The organism is Burkholderia sp. CpTa8-5, from assembly GCF_017815045.1.
GTDB lineage: Bacteria > Pseudomonadota > Gammaproteobacteria > Burkholderiales > Burkholderiaceae > Burkholderia > Burkholderia sola.
Window position 1 is genome coordinate 37,713 of the sequence record NZ_JAGIQD010000024.1, and the last position, 16,411, is coordinate 54,123.

The 16,411-nt window shown below is 66.7% G+C and carries 10 protein-coding genes and 1 pseudogene; 4 read left to right on the forward strand and 7 right to left on the reverse strand.

The window, feature by feature from the left end:
• From J8I35_RS34710 to J8I35_RS27485, 5 genes are all read right to left on the reverse strand, one after another.
• Positions 1 to 4,119: ESPR-type extended signal peptide-containing protein (locus J8I35_RS34710; protein WP_280884918.1), on the reverse strand; the 4,119-nt coding region annotated here is incomplete at its 3' end.
• 959 nt (positions 4,120 to 5,078) lie between these two features.
• Positions 5,079 to 5,981, reverse strand: coding sequence for a hypothetical protein (locus J8I35_RS27470; protein ID WP_050012211.1), 903 nt, complete (start codon positions 5,979 to 5,981; stop codon positions 5,079 to 5,081).
• Positions 5,982 to 6,074: 93 nt separating this feature from the next.
• Positions 6,075 to 6,293: a hypothetical protein gene (locus tag J8I35_RS27475; RefSeq protein ID WP_006480563.1), complete on the reverse strand. Its 219-nt coding sequence runs from the start codon at positions 6,291 to 6,293 to the stop codon at positions 6,075 to 6,077.
• 235 nt (positions 6,294 to 6,528) lie between these two features.
• Entirely contained in the window at positions 6,529 to 7,179 is a 651-nt protein-coding gene (locus tag J8I35_RS27480) for an NAD(P)H-dependent oxidoreductase (RefSeq protein WP_209927860.1), read from the reverse strand.
• Positions 7,180 to 7,496: 317 nt separating this feature from the next.
• A complete protein-coding gene (locus J8I35_RS27485; RefSeq protein ID WP_050012213.1) occupies positions 7,497 to 7,802 on the reverse strand; it encodes an NIPSNAP family protein in 306 nt (101 codons plus the stop codon).
• A gap of 281 nt (positions 7,803 to 8,083) precedes the next feature.
• Between J8I35_RS27485 and J8I35_RS27490 the strand changes: the two genes are divergently transcribed.
• Positions 8,084 to 8,902 carry a GNAT family N-acetyltransferase gene (locus J8I35_RS27490; RefSeq protein WP_050012214.1) on the forward strand — a complete coding sequence of 273 codons (819 nt, stop codon included), beginning with the start codon at positions 8,084 to 8,086 and terminating at the stop codon, positions 8,900 to 8,902.
• 121 nt (positions 8,903 to 9,023) lie between these two features.
• Here the strand turns inward: J8I35_RS27490 and J8I35_RS27495 are convergent, their stop codons facing one another.
• Both J8I35_RS27495 and J8I35_RS27500 read right to left on the reverse strand, forming a co-directional pair.
• Positions 9,024 to 10,376, reverse strand: coding sequence for a DUF3999 domain-containing protein (locus tag J8I35_RS27495; RefSeq protein WP_209927862.1), 1,353 nt, complete (start codon positions 10,374 to 10,376; stop codon positions 9,024 to 9,026).
• Positions 10,373 to 13,747: a DUF2339 domain-containing protein gene (locus J8I35_RS27500; RefSeq protein ID WP_209927864.1), complete on the reverse strand. Its 3,375-nt coding sequence runs from the start codon at positions 13,745 to 13,747 to the stop codon at positions 10,373 to 10,375. The genes J8I35_RS27495 and J8I35_RS27500 overlap by 4 nt, the downstream gene beginning before the upstream one ends.
• On the opposite strand from J8I35_RS27500, the gene J8I35_RS34715 reads away from it, so the two are divergent.
• From J8I35_RS34715 to choW, 3 genes and pseudogenes are all read left to right on the forward strand, one after another.
• Positions 13,716 to 14,042: a hypothetical protein gene (locus J8I35_RS34715; RefSeq protein WP_245170452.1), complete on the forward strand. Its 327-nt coding sequence runs from the start codon at positions 13,716 to 13,718 to the stop codon at positions 14,040 to 14,042. The two genes, J8I35_RS27500 and J8I35_RS34715, sit on opposite strands and share 32 nt — an antisense overlap.
• 188 nt (positions 14,043 to 14,230) lie before the next feature.
• Positions 14,231 to 15,522: pseudogene (locus J8I35_RS27510) on the forward strand (glycine betaine/L-proline ABC transporter ATP-binding protein); the annotation flags it as partial.
• Positions 15,515 to 16,411, forward strand: coding sequence for a choline ABC transporter permease subunit (choW, locus tag J8I35_RS27515; RefSeq protein WP_021163994.1), 897 nt, complete (start codon positions 15,515 to 15,517; stop codon positions 16,409 to 16,411). The pseudogene J8I35_RS27510 and the gene choW, both read left to right, overlap by 8 nt.

The window sequence follows — 16,411 nt, forward strand, 5'->3', positions numbered from 1 at the left end:
CGCCGACGACAGGCCGGTCGACGTGGAGGTCGACAACGACGTCACCGAGCTATCGGTCGAGCTGAGGCCCGTCGACAGCGAATTGATACCCGTCGAGGTCGAGGTCGAGAGCGACGTGATAGAGCTGTTAGCTGACGAGAGGCCGGTCGAAGTCGAAGTGGAGAGCGACGTGATCGAGCTATTCGCCGACGAGAGACCTGTCGAGGTCGAAGTGGACAGCGACGTGATGGAGCTATTCGCCGACGACAAGCCGGTGGACGTGGAAGTCGACAGCGACGTCACCGAGCTATCGGTCGAGCTAAGGCCCGTCGACAGCGAGCTGATGCCGGTCGAGGTCGACGTGGACAGAGAGGTGATCGAGCTATTCGCCGACGACAAGCCGGTGGACGTGGAAGTCGACAGCGACGTCACCGAGCTGTTGGTCGAGCTGAGGCCGGTCGACAGCGAATTGATACCCGTCGAGGTCGAAGTCGACAGTGAGGTGATCGAGCTGTTGGCGGACGACAGACCCGTCGAAGTCGAAGTCGAGAGCGATGTGATGGAGCTGTTAGCCGACGAGAGGCCGGTCGAAGTCGAAGTCGAGAGCGACGTAATCGAGCTATTCGCCGACGAGAGGCCCGTCGAGGTCGAAGTCGAGAGCGACGTGATCGAGCTATTGGCCGACGACAGGCCGGTCGAGGTCGACGTGGACAGCGAGGTGATCGAGCTATTAGCCGACGACAGGCCGGTCGAAGTCGAAGTGGACAGCGAGGTGATCGAGCTATTCGCCGACGACAGCCCCGTCGAAGTCGACGTCGACAGCGACGAAATGGCGCTGGTCGCGGTACCGACTTGTTGGGCGACGGAATAAAGCTGGCTGCCGTTGATCGCGTCCGTACTGGTCTCGGTTACTTGGCCGGCGGCGACGTTGGTGATCTGCCGTTCTTTGTTGAAGTCGCCGACGCTGACGGTGCCGACCGGCGTGGCGCCAGCGAATCCGCCGAACGTTACGCCGTTGACGGTCGCGCTGCTCGTCGGGCTGGCCGGGGCAGTCACCGAGTTCGCGCCGAGCGCGACGGAGTTGTTCGTGCCGGCGACGGCACCGGTGCCGATGGCGACGGCGTCGGTGCCCGTCGCGGTGCTGTCGGCGCCGGTCGAGTTTGCGTGGAAGTACTTGATGCCCTGGCTGTTGATGTTGTTGATCGCCGAGCCCACGCTGTTGGCCGTCGACGTCGTGCCGTTCGCGTTGTACGTGGTGTACGCCGGAGCCGAGACCGTGCCCGTCGTCGGGTCGTACGTCGAACCACCGCCAAGTGCGGACGCGCTGCTGTTACCCAGGTTGTCTGTCTTCGTCGAGACCGAGCTGAGGCCGGTGGAGAGCGAGTTGATGCCGGTCGAGGTTGAGGTCGACAGCGAAGTGATCGAGCTGTTAGCCGAGCTGAGGCCAGTGGACAGCGAGTTGATGCCAGTCGAAGTCGACGTCGACAGCGAAGCGATCGAACTATTCGCCGACGAGAGCCCCGTCGACGTGGACGACGAAAGCGACGTAACCGAACTGTTTGCCGAACTGAGGCCGGTGGACAGCGAATTGATGCTGGTCGAAGTCGACGTCGACAGCGAAGCGATCGAACTATTCGCCGACGAGAGCCCCGTCGACGTGGAAGACGACAGCGACGTAACCGAACTGTTTGCCGAGCTGAGGCCAGTGGACAGCGAGTTGATGCCAGTCGAGGTCGACGTCGACAGCGAAGTGATCGAGCTATTCGCCGACGAGAGCCCCGTCGACGTGGACGACGAAAGCGACGTAACCGAACTGTTTGCCGAGCTGAGGCCGGTGGACAGCGAGTTGATACCAGTCGAAGTCGACGTCGACAGCGAAGCGATCGAACTATTCGCCGACGAGAGCCCCGTCGACGTGGACGACGAAAGCGACGTAACCGAACTGTTTGCCGAGCTGAGGCCGGTGGACAGCGAGTTGATACCAGTCGAAGTCGACGTCGACAGCGAAGCGATCGAACTATTCGCCGACGAGAGCCCCGTCGACGTGGACGACGAAAGCGACGTAACCGAACTGTTTGCCGAGCTGAGGCCGGTGGAGAGCGAGTTGATGCCGGTCGAGGTCGACGTCGACAGCGAAGTGATCGAGCTGTTAGCCGACGACAGGCCCGTCGACGTGGAAGTCGACAAGCTGACGATGCTCGACGTCGTGGTGCTGGCCACCGCGTAAAGCTGGCTGCCGTTGATTGCGTCCGTGCTGCTTGCACTGATCAAGCCGGCCGCCACATTTTGGATGCGGCGCTCGGAACCGGCGGCGCCCACACTCACAACACCAGTGGCCGAATTCGCGCCGGCATAGGTCCCGAATGTCTGACTTCCGATCGTCGTGCTGCTGACGGCACCGGTGCCGCCCGTCGCTGTACCGGCGGCGGCGGTCGTGGTCGCACCTGAGCCGAGCGCAACCGAGCCCGTCACGTTCGCATTGGCGCCAGCCCCGAATGCCAGTGCATTCGTCGCGCCGGATACTGCGGTATCGCCGATCGCGATGCCGCCGGCCGCCGTGGTCGTACTGCTATTGCCCAGTGCAACCGAGCCCTGGCCGATCGCACTGTTGCTGTTGCCGATTGCCACGGCACCGTTCGCGGCTGTCGTTCCCGCCGCATTGCCTGCGGCGATGTTGTTTGCACCCAGCGTCACGGCGCCCGTGCCGTTCGCAATGTTCGGATCGCCGATCGCCACCGCGCCGTTACCGCTCGCGGTCTGTTGACTGCCGATCGCAACGGCGCCGACCCCGGACTTGACAGTCGAACGGTAACCAATCGCCGTTGAACCCAAACCGGCCGTCGACGAAACGCTCGAGGTGTCGCCGATTGCAACCGACGAATTCGCCCCCGCTGTTGAAGTACTTCCCAGTGCCACAGCGGCGGAACCCGCGGCGGTCGACTGATTGCCGGCAGCCAGCGTAGCGAAATTCGACGCGACAGTTCCGATACCCAGCGCCGTTGCGTTCGTGCCGCTTGCATTGGCGCCGAGGCCAAATGCCGATGCTTGTCCGGCCGACGCGCTGGCTGACGCGCCAACGGCGGTTGCATTACCGGCCGTTGCGGCCGCCTTGTTGCCGAGCGCGACCCCGTTCCCCCCCGTCGCAATGGCCGTCACACCGATGGCGGTGTCTTGCGCACCACTGGCAGTGGCTTGATTGCCGATAGCCGTTGCATCCGTGTTCGACGCAACCGCACCGAAGCCGCCCGCGTAACTTGTGGCTCCGGTGGCGCTTGCGTTGAAGCCGGTTGCCATGCTGTTGGCCCCGGATGCCTTGGCGCTGCCACCCAGTGCAATTGCATTGGCGCCTGTCGAAGATGCTGCAGCCCCGACTGCGACGTTATTCGTTATCGAGGTGTTCCCCGCGACACCCGCAACCGCGCCGTCGCCTTGGGCGATGCCGTACGCACCGTTGACGGTTGCGCCGCGGCCGACTGCAATGCCCGACGTGGCGGCCGATGCGACGGACGACTGCCCGCCGATCGCGATGCCGTCCGACGCGGCGGACTGCGAGCCCTTCGTTGCGTTGCTGCCGATGGCGACTGCGCCTGCGCCCGATGCGATGGTCGAGTTTGCCTGCGACAGCGGCGTCGTTCCGTTGCCGCCCGCGCCGCCGATCGCGACGGAGTTCAGTGCGTTCGCCGTCGAGCCGAAGCCGAGTGCGGTCGCGCCAGCGCCGCTGGCGGTGGTTTCGAGGCCGGCCGCGACGCCCCAGAGGCCGGCCGACGATTGCATGCCGGTGGCGACGGCGCCGTTGCCGGTCGCCTGCGCGAACGAGCCGTACACCGTGACACCGGTCCAACCGTTGCCGTTGGCGTTACACCCGGCGACGACCGAATACGTTCCGGAGCCGTCGCCGGCCTGGTTTTGCGTACCGCCCGGGTTGACGCGGCCGACCGCACTGTTGCTTCCGGTGAAGCAGGTTTGCTGGGTGTTGAGCGTATTGGCTTCGGCCAATCCGGGCAGGCTGATCGCCAGCGCCGCGACGGCGGCGACCACGACGGCCGACTTGTTCGGCTTGCCCCGTGCCGAATCGATTTCCGATGCTGCAACCCAGGCGCCGAGCGCTTCGTTCCAGATCGAGCGGTATGTGCGGTTCATGTCCTGCTACCTCCAAATGTGCACGCCACACACCGGTCTCTTTTGTTAGAGGATTGCTCCGTGCGTTCGCGCGAATCTCAAAATTGATGGGCGGAGTTTATTGGAGGCGGATTTTGTAGATTGACAAACAGTGATAAATGAAGTGTTTTTAAAGTTAAAAAATGGTTAATACATCACGTTTTGACGTGCTGCGGAGAAACGAATGTCAAAGATATGAGGATGGGCCGGGCAGGGTTCGTGTTACTGTTGGCGTTGCGACAATTATCCATATAAATCAATGGCTTATGATGGTTGTGTGCGATAGGCAACACGATCGATCCACCTAAAAGTAAGACGAAACGGAGCGCAAACGTTTGCGCACCATTGAATACTTTCATGTTTGTAATGTTTGAGGGTGGGGCCGTGTATAATGTTATTGATATTTTATTAACTTATTAATATTTTGGTTTGTGTTGAATTTGTGTTTGTATTTACTAGTTATCTGGTAATTGAATTTGTCTGATGTCGGGTGCATTGGTTTGTGCTGATCTGCGCATTTCGCGTGGCGCCGGAGCCCGAGGGACGGGCGTTGCGGGCTGCCCGGGCCGTGGAAGTTGTAAAAAAGTGCTACAGACACGCAGACGAAACAATTCGCGTCAATTTATCGGTTTTGTCCTATTGACGATCGCGTTGGCGTCGGTGTTGAGGCGGAATCGGCGCGCATACCGGAAGTCGAGCGGGCGCGCACGCGGCGGGTGTTCCGTGCGGCGTCGACAGGCTGTCGAAGATCGAGCGTTGGCGGGAGCGGCGGTGTCTGAAATGTCAGATCCGGCGTGCGGCAATGTGTCTGCCGTGCCGCTGGCGCTCGATGTGTCGAGGAAAAAGAGGGAGGGAGCGAATGTATCGGGCGCGCCACACTCGAACCACGGGCGGGGGCCGATCCGGGCGCTTGCCGCATGATCCGCGGCAAGCGCCCGACTTCACTTCTTCAGAAACCGCAGCGCGAGCCGCGCCATCCGCGGCACGAACATCGGACGCAGCAGACGCTTGTCGTAACCGGCCATCCGCCGGTCGTTCTCCACGAGACACAGCTCGATCAGTTCGCGCGGGTTCAGCGCATCGCCGATATCGGCGGTGCCGGTCGCCGGAAAATTCGCGTCACGCGCGGCGCCGTCGGCATCGATGCCGCGCGCGATATTCATGCGGTCACGAATCAGTTGCACCCACACGGCCGCGACGCGTGCGAAGAACCACGGCCGGCGCCACCACGGCATCGTGCGCCAGTACCATGCGTACCAGTTCACGAAGAACAGGATATGGCGGCCTTCTTCCTGGATCACGGGCTCGAAGGTCTCGACGAGCTCGGGCGGGAAATAGCCGGAGCGCTGCGCGGAGCGGAACAGGCCGAATGCGAAAAAGCTGTCGATGCATTCGCTGAAGCCCGTCATCATCCACGACCATTCGGGATCGGCGGGCGCCGGATAGGCCGGCTCGGGCGCGAGCCGGATACCGTACGCCTCGACGAGCTTCGACAGTACGACCTTGTGGCGGGCTTCCTCGCCGCCGTCCATCTCGAGCGCGCGGCGCAACAGCGGATCGTCGACCGTCGCGGCGTAGGTCGCGACGCGAATCGACGCGCGGCCTTCCGTTTGCACCGCGATGTCCCAGATCGGCAGCGACGTGAGCCGCCTGAGTTCTGCCGGCTGGAGCGCCGGCCAGTCGATTACCGCCGGCTTGTACGGATTGTGTGTGTCGAGCAGCATCCGACAGAACATCTGCTTGTGCGCATCGGAACCGATCCGGACCGGACCCTGCCTCTCGAAGGTCCAGTTGCGCATCGCGTGATCTGCGGCTGCATGCTCTTCCTGCAGCGTGTCGGTCATGGCTATTGTTATGCGATTACGGATCGAAAGATTCTGGCACAGCTTCCGTCATCGCGTATTTTCGGGCGGCCATGTGCACGCGGCCCGCGCGGGTCACGCGTTCGTGTCGACCCAGAGGCGGCCCCAGCGCGATGCGTACGCGAGGGCGTGCTCTTCCTCGAAGAAGAAATCGATGGCGTCGAACGACACGGAGCGCGGCGACGGCCCGCCGCTCGCGCGTTCGATCGTCAGGTTGGCGGCGAACAGCCCGTTCGGCAACCGGGCGGCAGCGGGAGCGACTTCATAGCCCTTGTAGCGGATCGTACGGTTCATGGCGTGCGCACAAAAAGTTCGGACTTTCAGCGTACGAAAACCTGCCGGCCGCGTGAACCAATCTTTCGGCCAATGCAAATCATGCGGTGGGCTGAATCGTTATCGGGGCGGTGCGCGGCAACGATGTGTTCGAGCGGCGAGACGGACGCGCCCGGCACATCGCCGTGCGTCGGAAGACGCGCCGCGCACCTGCGTCGAACCGTGTCGACCGAAGGGGCGCGGCGGAATGCGGAGCTTACTGGTTGGCGACCTTCAGCACGGGCGCGAGCGCATCGACCGAGGCCGCATGCGAGGCCGCACGATGCGACGCGAACGCGAGCGCGAATTCGGCGGCTTGCGCGCCGACCGTCTCGAGTTGCGCGCCGACCTTCGGATCCGAGCAGCTATCGGCGCTTTCGAAGCGCGTTTCCAGCGTGTTGACGGTTGCGCCGAACGGTGTCGGCCAGCCGCGCAGTGCGTGGACGATCGAGCGCAGCGACGTCAGCACGGTGCCGGCCGCCTGCCAGCCGTACGCGGTGACGATCAGGCCGACCGCGCGGCCGTCGAGATACGGGCGGCTGTCCGCGCGCAGTTCCTCGAGCGTGTCGAGCGCGTTCTTCACGAGGCCGGACACGCCGCCGTGATAGCCGGGCGTCGCGATGATGATCGCGTCGGCCTCGCGCACGGCGTCGATCAGCTCGCGTTGCGCGTCGGTCAGCGTTTTGTGTTCGGGTGCGTAGTGCGGCAGCGTATGCAGGAACGGGCCGTCGAACAGGCGCGTGCGCGCGCCGGCGGCTTGCGCGCCGCGCAGCGCGAACGACAGTGCGCGTTCGGTGGACGATGCGGCCCGGGTGGTCCCGCCGATGCCGACGACGAACGGGCGGCGGTGTTGATCGAATGCAGTCAAGGGGCGCTCCTGGGAGTGGCTTGCCCGGCTAAGCACAGGCTTAAAACCAGATGGTAACGACCCCGCCGCCACTCTGAAAACGACTTTTCGTTCTATCGATATGCCGCGCGGCGGGGCAATCGTGTGCGCGGCCGCGCAGATCGATAGCAGAAATGCTTGGTTGGGACGGTGCGCCGCGGTCGATAAGATGGGCTCGTCTCCTCCATGATGTCTCTACTGACATGGGTTGGCCCCGCCGCGCGGATGCTGGCGGGGCTTTTTTTCGTCCTCGGCCGGAAAACGGGGCGCGATGTGCGGCGATGCGCCTGTTTCGTCCGTTACTCGAACACCGGCCGGAAGAAGCTGCGCTCGTAGCTGACGATGCACCGTGTTTCCTCCGCGTAGCGGAATGCGGCCTGGCAGGCCGGATCGTCCTTCGAGCGTTCGCGGTAGCGCGCGTAGTCGGCGAGGCTCGGGAACGAGAACATCGCGAGCGCGATGTTGTTCGCGCCTTCGGACGGCAGGAAGTAGCCATGATGCGTGCCGCCGAACTGCTCGACGAGCGGAATCCACATCTTCCCGTAGGTTTCGAATTCGACGAGTTTGTACGGATCGACGACGTAGCGAAGGAAGCAGGTGATCATGGGCGCTCGCGATGCGGTGACGGAGCAGCGAGTCTGGAGCGTGGGGCGGTACGTGTCAACGCGCGTGCGCGCCGGGCGTCGATTTCATCGCTTGGTGCGTTGCTTGCGCGAGCAACGATCGGCGCTTCGATGCGTTCGCGCATGACGTCCGCACAGCTTCGAAACGCACCGTACTCGCCGTCTCCACCAGCCGTGTTACCCCGGATTTTTACGACATTTTTTCTTGCGACGGCGACCGGCGCGCTCCTAGACTTCGGGCATCTTCACCACGGAGCATGGCCATGTCGATACCCTGGAACGCGATCGCCGAACGCACCCCTGCCGCGCCGCCTTCCGCGTGCGCCGATCGGGTGATCGTCCGGCGTTTCGATCCGGCAATCGACAGCTATGCGCAACTCACGCCGATGCTGCATCGTGCGTTCGCGCGGCTCGGTGCGATGGGGCTCAACTGCACGTGCGTCGATCAGGACGAAGACGTCACGCGCCGTCGCGCGGAAGCGGGCGAGTGTTATGTCGCCGTATGCGGCGGGCGTGTCGTCGGCACGGCCACGCTGTATGCGACCGATCCGTCGTCGGCCTGCTCGCTGTATCGGCGCGAAGGCGTCGCGAGCGTGCGCCAGGTGGCGGTGGACCCGACTTGCCAGAGTCGCGGGATCGGCGCGTTGCTGCTGTCGTTCGCCGAGCAGTGGGCCGCGTTGCGCGGCTATGCGTTGCTCGCGCTGGATACGCCGCATCCGGCTTCGCACCTGCTGGCGTTCTACGGCGCGCAGGGCTTCGAGGTGGTCGACGTGATGCGCTTTGCCGGCAAGCGCTACGACAGCGCGATCCTGTGCAAGCGGCCCGTTGCACGTGCCGCGCGGCGCGTGTCGCCGGCGTCGCGGCTGGCGGCGCGTGTGGCGGCCGTGCGGTGGATCATGCATGCGTGGGCGCCGCGCGTCGTCGCGACGGGCCGGCGCGAGTCGGGCCTGCGTCGCGGCGGGGGTTTCGCGGCGCGCCGCGCGGCCGGGGCGGCCAGTTGCCGGTCGTCGCCGTGGCGACCGCGTCAGCACGGCCGCTTCGTGGCCAGAGAGCGGCGGGCGGGGTCCGATTCGCGCCGCTGACGCGTCGCATCGCCTTCACGTAAAGACGGGCGCGGGCACTCGATGAATCGGTGCGACCGCGCATGGCGATGGCCCAAGGAACCGGCCGGCGCGTCAAGCGGCTCGCAAATGCGTGTGGACGTCACTCGTCGCGGCTGCGCGTGTCGCCGCCGCCTTTCGCGACGCGCCACGCGATCGCGCCGAGCACGCCGACCGCAACGATCAGCGCGCCCCACAGCACGTAGCGACGCCCGGCGTCCGCATCGGCGGCTGCCACCGGCGCGACCGCCGACACGGGTAGCGCCGCGCCGACGCGGGCCGGCCGTATTTCGGGCGCCATACCGACCAGCAGCGCGTCGCGGTTCACGGCCGACGACATGAGCGATGCATCGCCCACGCCGAGCGTAAATGGCGGCGTGCCGCGCGCGACGAAGATCAGCGCGGCCGGATGCCAGCCGATCGCGACCGCCGGCCGGCCGCCGCCGAGCCCGCCGTTGCGCATGTCGACGACGATCCGCCACGCGCGATCCGTATTCGCCGCGAACTCGAACGGTGGATTGCGCTGCTCGCCGCCCTTGCCCTGCAGCCGGAACAGCACCGCGGCCGCGACGTCGCGCCACGGCGCTTGCGCATCGGCGCGGCTTTGCAGCGTCGCGCGCGCGACGGTGTTCGGCTGCGGCAGGTCGATGCGCACGCGGTCGACCGGATACGCGCCGTCGGTGTCGAACAGATACTCGCCCGGCGCAGCGCCGGCGCGTATCCGCACGGCGTCGCGCCACTGGCGCGGCACGGACGCCGTGTCGGCGCCGCGTGCGTCGCGCGGATGCGTGTCGGCGTCGATCGACGCGATCGCCGGCGCGCCGTCGAGCCAGTCCAGCCGCAGGTAGCGCGGCGTCGCACCGTCGAGTGCGATGCGCTCCTGCACCAGCAGGTCGTTGCCGCGGCCGACTTTCAGCAACTGCGTGCTGCCGAGCGGCCGCCAGTTGCGCAGGTCGTCGCTGGCTTCGACGGACACGCGCCCCTGGTAGCTGTCGTCGTTCACGTGCACGAGCAGCGCATCGATGCTGCCGTCGGTATGCGACAGGTCGACGAGGTCTGCGCCGTGCCGAGTGCGCGAAGGGGTGGCGACGGCCGCGCGCAGCGCGCCGTCCGGGCCGACCGTCACGCCGAGCGGTGCGTTGCCGTTCTCGGCGCGCGCGGGCGGCAGCGGGAACCAGTGCACCGGCGCGCGCGACGGCGGCACGGCGGGCGCGGCCGGCGCGTCGAGCGAATACGGCACCGGCTCGCCCGCGCCGTTGAAGATCCGCACGTCGCCGAGATCGTCGCGCCGGCTCGCCGCATACACAGGCTGCGGCACGGTGAGCTGGTAATACGCGGCGCTGCCGTCGAGGTCGAGCGCGAAGCGCTGCATGACGCGCCCGGCGTTCGATGCGCCGTCGGCCGCCGCGAACGACGCGAGCAGGCTCAGCCCGAGCAGGGCGGCGAGTCGTTTCATGGCTGGCCGTCCTGTTGCGCGGCGGCCTTCGGCGGCAGCGGCGAGAAATAGCCGATCAACAGCAGCAGCACGCCGATGCCGATGAACGACACGATGCGCTCGATGCCGGTGACGTGCGACAGGTCGAACAGGAACAGCTTGACGACCGTCAGCGCGAGCAGCGCGGCGCCGACGAACCACAGCGGGCGCAGCCCGCGGCGCGTGGCCCAGATCGCGATCGCGAGCGCGCAGACCGTCCAGTACACGGACACCGATGCCTGCACGAGCGTCGATTCGGCCATCGCGCCGAATGCGTACGGCACGCCGGCCCAGTGATGCAGCGTGCGCAGCAGGATCGCGTTCAGCCACAGGAAGCCGGTCGCGCCGGCCGCACTGAGCAGCTCGACGCGATACGCGCCGAACGACCAGCCGAGCTTGCGTGCGCGCACGAACCACGACGCGGCGAGCGCATAGACGACCGCGAGCACGAGATCGAGCGGGTTGAACAGCGGCACGCGCGCCCAGCTTCCGCCGTCCTGCGTGAAGTTCGCGTAGAAGGTCCACGCCCACATCACGACGATCAGCGGCAGCGACGCGAGCGCGCAGAGGCGGGCGATGCCGTCGCGGCGCGTGAGCCACATCCCGGCGAATGCGAACAGGCTCCAGCCGACCATGAACACCTGCTGGATGCCGAACGACGACAGCACGGTGTCGACGTCGTAGCCGAAGTGGAAGCGGTGATGCAGCGTGCGCAGCATCAGCGCGTTGAACCACAGGAACACGGTCGCGATCGCGAGATAGTCGACGACGCGCGGATGCCACGCGATGCCGAGCGTCTTGAGGCGACGCAGCCACGCGGCGAAGGCGACGAACACGAGACCTTGCGCGATGTCGAGCGGATTGAGCAGCGGCAGCCAGAAGAGCGGCGCTGCGTCGCCGTCGCTGACCGTGCTGGCGAGGCTCCACAGCCACAGCAGCGCGGCGAGCGGCGCCGCACCCCACACCTGGTATGCGCGCGGGAACGCCGCGACCGGCCAGCGCAGCCGGGAGCCGGGGCCCGACACGAGCAGGAGCAGCGTGCCGAAACCGTACGCCCATGCGCTCCAGCTCCATGCGCCTTCCGGGACGAACGCGCGCAGGCGCCAGAAACCTTCGAGCGACAGCAGCCCGCACACGGTCCAGAACGTCAGCGTATGCAGCGGCGCGAGGATGCGCGTTGCAACGGACGGCGTCGCGCCGTTCGCGGCAGCGGCGCCGGTCGTGCCGCGCGACTGGCGCCACAGCAGCCCAAGCCCCGCGCCGACGGCCACCGGCCACGCGAACGCGCCCATGCCCGACAGTGGCGCTTCGTGCGCATCGAACGCGCGCAGCGCGAGCAGCGCCAGCACCGGCGTGAGCGCGAGTGCGGGCCATTCGGCGAGCGGCCACGCGAGCCGGCGGCGTGCGACGTGCGCGAGCCACGCGGTACCGGCCGCGAACAGCGCGGTCGTATCGACGACGAAGCGATCGGCATGCAGATCGACGTGACGGCTCGCATGGACGAGGATCTCGTGCAGCCCGCCGCTGACCCACCACAGCAGCCCCCACGCGGCAGCCGCGACGCCGATCTCGGGCATCCACGCGTGCCATGCGCGCGCTTCGCCGCGCCCGTGCAGCCACCAGCCGGTGAACAGGCCGGCGAGCGCGATCAGCAGCATCGCGATGGTCGGGCCGTTGAGCACGGGCAGCGCGGTCGCGTCGGCCGGACTCAGCAGGCTCGTGAAGAACGCGCCGGCCGCGGCGACCTGCATCAGCAGCCCGAAGCCGAACGCGAGCAGGCGTTTCTGGCGCACGCCGAGCCATACGACGGCCGCGCCTTCGATGGCCCACGCGGCGCTGGTCGTCGGTCCCGAGAACGCGAGCGGCACCGCGAGCGTCGCGAAGATGACCGCGAGCGCGAGCATCGATTCGAACAGCAGCCCGAGGCGGTCGCGGCGCCGCGCGAGCCATGCGGCGATCGCGACGTAGAACGCCGACAGCGCGACCGCACTCCACGCGAGCGCGAACGGCATGCCTTTCACGAGCGCCGCCTGCAGCGCGGTCGCGACGATCGGCGTGCCGAACACGAGCGTGCCGTCCACGTAGTGTCGCAGCGCGAGTTCGCGTTTCACCGCATACAGCAGCGCGATGCCGACGTACATCAGGAAGAACAGGATCAGGAACGGCTCGGTGCTCGCGAACAGCGCGGGGCGATAGGCGGTCACGCCCCACGCGGAGCCGATCGTGAACGTGAACACGAAGCCGAGCAGGTTCAGCGGGCGCCAGGCCTTGAACCACGCGATCGCGAAGATGCCCGCGTTCAGCAGTGCGTAATAGCTGAACAGCGCGACGTGGTTGCCCTGGCCGGTCGACAGCAGGATCGGCGCGAGAAAGCCGCCCGCACTGCCCATGAACGCGAGCGGCAGCGCGTTCTGCCGCACCGCGAGGAACGCGCTCAGCGCGCAGACCGCGACCATCAGCGGGAACGCGGCGCCGATGGGCAGTAGTGCGTAAAGCTTGGTCGCGGCGAAGATGGTCAGGTACAGGATGCCGACGCCGCCGCCTTGCAGCACGAGGCCGTAGGCGGCGCGGCGCGGCCGCACGCGCCAGCCGATCGCGAGCAGCGCGGCCGCGGCGAGCGCCGTGCCCGCGAGGCGGAATTCGATCGGCAGCATCGCGTTGTCGGCCGCGTACTTGAGCAGGAACGCGACGCCGAAGAACAGCACGATGATCCCGACACGCACGACCGTATTGCCGCCGAGCAGCCAGTCGCGCGCGGCGCCGAACGCGCGTTCGGCGAGGCCGGGTTCGCGCGGCGCGGGCGGTTGCGGTGGGGCAGGGCGGATCGGGGTGGCTTGTGCGGTGGCTGCGGCGTGAGCGGACGCAGCCGAGGTGCGTGCTGCGGTGGCCGGTGTGGGCGGTGTCGCGGGCGTCGTCGTCGAAATGGATGCCGGTGTGTCGGCGCGCACGGCGACAGGTTGTTGCGCGGGCGGTGTCGGGAAGTACCCCGGCAGCGGCGCGGACGCAGCGTCGGCCGAAGCCGTTTGCGCGATGCCGCCGGAGGTCGCCCCACCGGCCTTCGCGCCCGCCAGTTGAGCGCGCAGCGCGTCGAGTTCGCGTGTGAGTGTGTCGACGGTTGCTTCGAGGCGCGCGACACGATCGGCGAGCGGTAACGGAGTGGGCGACGTCGTCGCGGCGATCGCGAATGCGTCGGGCGCGGCGCGCGGCTTCTGCAGCTTGCGTTGCCGCAGCGCGTGTCCGAGCCAGAACCCGCCGGCGGCCCCGAGCAGCGAGCCGCTCGCGGCAGAGAAATCCCCGATCAACGCGGCGATGCCGCCCACGATGAAGCCGATTACGGCGAATGCCCAGTTCAACGCCTTGCTCCCTCTCACTATCGTTATCGTCCTTCGATCGCGGATCACACCGGATCGAGGCAGTTTCAGCACGGCCGGCAGGCGAACCGGCATGCGCGCGCCGTGCGGCCGGGTCCTCGTGCGCAAGGCCCGCGGCAACGTCGCGATCGGCGTGTTTGCGGGAATGTATCACAGCGCGCATGCTCCTATTTCCGGGGTTGGCGCGGTATCGCGGCGTGCGCCGTCCGGTGTCGCCATCCGGCTTTTTGCACGGTCATGCTTTTTACTGACGCATGCGGTGGTCGCTTTCGTCTGAATAGATCGACGCCGGAACGGACGTCAACTTGTCGCAAAGCGACGCGTGCCCGATACGGTCTGGCGCAAAACCTCATGCGCCATCCGCCGCGCTGCTGCGCACAAGTCCGGCGGGGGATGCCCGTCATTGCTGGCCGTGCGCGTATTGCGCCGCCGCAATCGGCGGCGCGGCCCGCCGGGCGGGGCTGGCGGGTGTGTCGTATTTGCGCAAGCGTTTGTCGTAATTCGTCGGCAGGCCGGGGTTTTTTCTGGCAACTATGTAGGCACGCTATGACAAGCGCGAGTCCCCGCTACACGAGGAGAAGGTTTCGATGGATGCCCCCAAGGTTGTGGTCGAAGGTCTGTGCAAGGTATTTGGAAGTAACCCGCAGCAGGCGCTCGACATGCTCGCCGCCGGCGCGACGAAGGACGATGTGCTCAAGCGCACCGGCCAGGTCGTCGGCGTGCACAACGTCTCCTTCGATGTGCAGGAAGGCGAAATTTTCGTGCTGATGGGCCTGTCCGGCTCCGGCAAGTCCACGCTGATCCGCCTCGTGAACCGGCTGGTCGATCCGAGCGCCGGCAAGGTGCTGATCGACGGGCTCGACGTCGCGTCGGCGCGCCGCTCGGCGCTGACCGCGCTGCGCCGCAAGGACATGAGCATGGTGTTCCAGTCGTTCGCGCTGATGCCGCATCGCACCGTCGTGTCGAATGCCGCGTTCGGGCTCGAAGTGGGCGGCATGGGCAAGAAGGAGCGCGAGCGCCGGGCGATGGAAGTGCTCGAGCAAGTGGGTCTCGCGCCGTTCTCGCACAAGCTGCCGTCCGAGCTGTCGGGCGGCATGCAGCAGCGCGTCGGCCTCGCCCGCGCGCTGGCCGTGAACCCGTCGCTGATGATCATGGACGAGGCGTTCTCCGCGCTCGATCCGCTCAAGCGCCGCGAAATGCAGGACGTGCTGCTGCAACTGCAGAAGGAGCAGCGCCGCACGATCATGTTCGTGTCGCACGATCTCGAGGAAGCGCTGCGCATCGGCAACCGCATCGCGATCATGGAAGGCGGCCGCCTCGTGCAGGTCGGCACGCCGCAGGACATCATCGCGAACCCGGCCGACGATTACGTGCGCGCGTTCTTCGACGGCATCGACACGAGCCGCTATCTGACGGCGGGCGACCTGATGCAGACGGGCGCCGTGCCGACCATGTCGAAGTGCGATGCCGCGAACGTCGCCGCTTCGCTGAACGGCAGCGCCGACTACGCGTTCGTACTCGATGCCGCACGCAAGATTCGCGGCTTCGTCACGCGCGAGGCGCTCGGTCAGGACACGCCGTCCGTGCGGCCGATCGAAAGCATCCGGCGCGATGCGTCGCTCGAACATGTCGTCGCGCGCGTGGTCGCGAGCCCGAATGCACTGCCTGTCGTCGACGACGACGGCTGCTACTGCGGCTCGGTCGATCGCGCGCTCATCCTGAAGGCCATCACGCGTTCGCGAGGTTCCCATGTCTGAAATGATTCCGCTCGGTACCTGGGTCGACCAGTCCGTTCACTACCTGCTCGACCACGACGCGAAGACGTTCGACGCGATCGGTCAAGCGATCGAGGGGCTCGCGGCATTCGTCGAGCATGGCCTGCAGGCGATCCCGATGTGGCTGATGATGGCGATCTTCATCGGCGTCGGGCTGTGGCGGGTGGGCTGGCGCTTCGCGCTGTTCACCACCGCATCGCTGCTGCTGATCTTCGCGACCGGCTTCTGGGACCAGACGGTCATCACGCTCGGCCTCACGCTGTCGTCGACGATCATCAGCCTCGTGCTCGGCATCCCGCTCGGCATCTGGGCCGCGAAGAGCAAGTGGGTCGCCGCGATCGTTCGCCCGATCCTCGACCTGATGCAGACGATGCCGGCCTTCGTCTACCTGATTCCGGCCGCGATGCTGTTCGGTCTCGGCCGCGTGCCGGGGATCCTGTCGACGGTGATCTTCGCGATGCCGCCCGCGGTGCGTCTCACGAGCCTCGGCATCCGCCACGTGAACCGCGAGATCGTCGAAGCCGGCCAGGCGTTCGGCTGCACGCCGTGGCAACTGCTGTACAAGGTGCAGTTCCCGAACGCGCTGCCGTCGATCATGCAGGGCGTGAACCAGACGATCATGATGGCGCTGTCGATGGTGATCATCGCGTCGATGGTCGGCGCCGGCGGCCTCGGCAACGACGTGCTCGCGAGTATCCAGCGTCTCGACATCGGCCTCGGCTTCGAAAGCGGCCTGTCGGTCGTGCTGCTCGCGATCATTCTCGACCGCATCACCGAGAGCTTCGGCCGCGCGCCGGGCACCGTGAAGGCGCCGCTGTTCTCGGGCCTCAAGCAGCTCTTTCGCGTGAAGGCTTCGCCCGCGCAGGCCTGA

Bases quoted from the DNA above. Each gene is read 5' to 3' on its own strand.
- choW (WP_021163994.1), top strand. From the start codon at position 15,515: ATGTCTGAAATGATTCCGCTCGGTACCTGGGTCGACCAGTCCGTTCAC.
- J8I35_RS27470 (WP_050012211.1), bottom strand. From the start codon at position 5,981: ATGACCGACACGCTGCAGGAAGAGCATGCAGCCGCAGATCACGCGATG.
- J8I35_RS34715 (WP_245170452.1), top strand. From the start codon at position 13,716: ATGAAGCCGATTACGGCGAATGCCCAGTTCAACGCCTTGCTCCCTCTC.
- J8I35_RS27485 (WP_050012213.1), bottom strand. From the start codon at position 7,802: ATGATCACCTGCTTCCTTCGCTACGTCGTCGATCCGTACAAACTCGTC.
- J8I35_RS27495 (WP_209927862.1), bottom strand. From the start codon at position 10,376: ATGAAACGACTCGCCGCCCTGCTCGGGCTGAGCCTGCTCGCGTCGTTC.
- J8I35_RS27475 (WP_006480563.1), bottom strand. From the start codon at position 6,293: ATGAACCGTACGATCCGCTACAAGGGCTATGAAGTCGCTCCCGCTGCC.
- J8I35_RS27490 (WP_050012214.1), top strand. From the start codon at position 8,084: ATGTCGATACCCTGGAACGCGATCGCCGAACGCACCCCTGCCGCGCCG.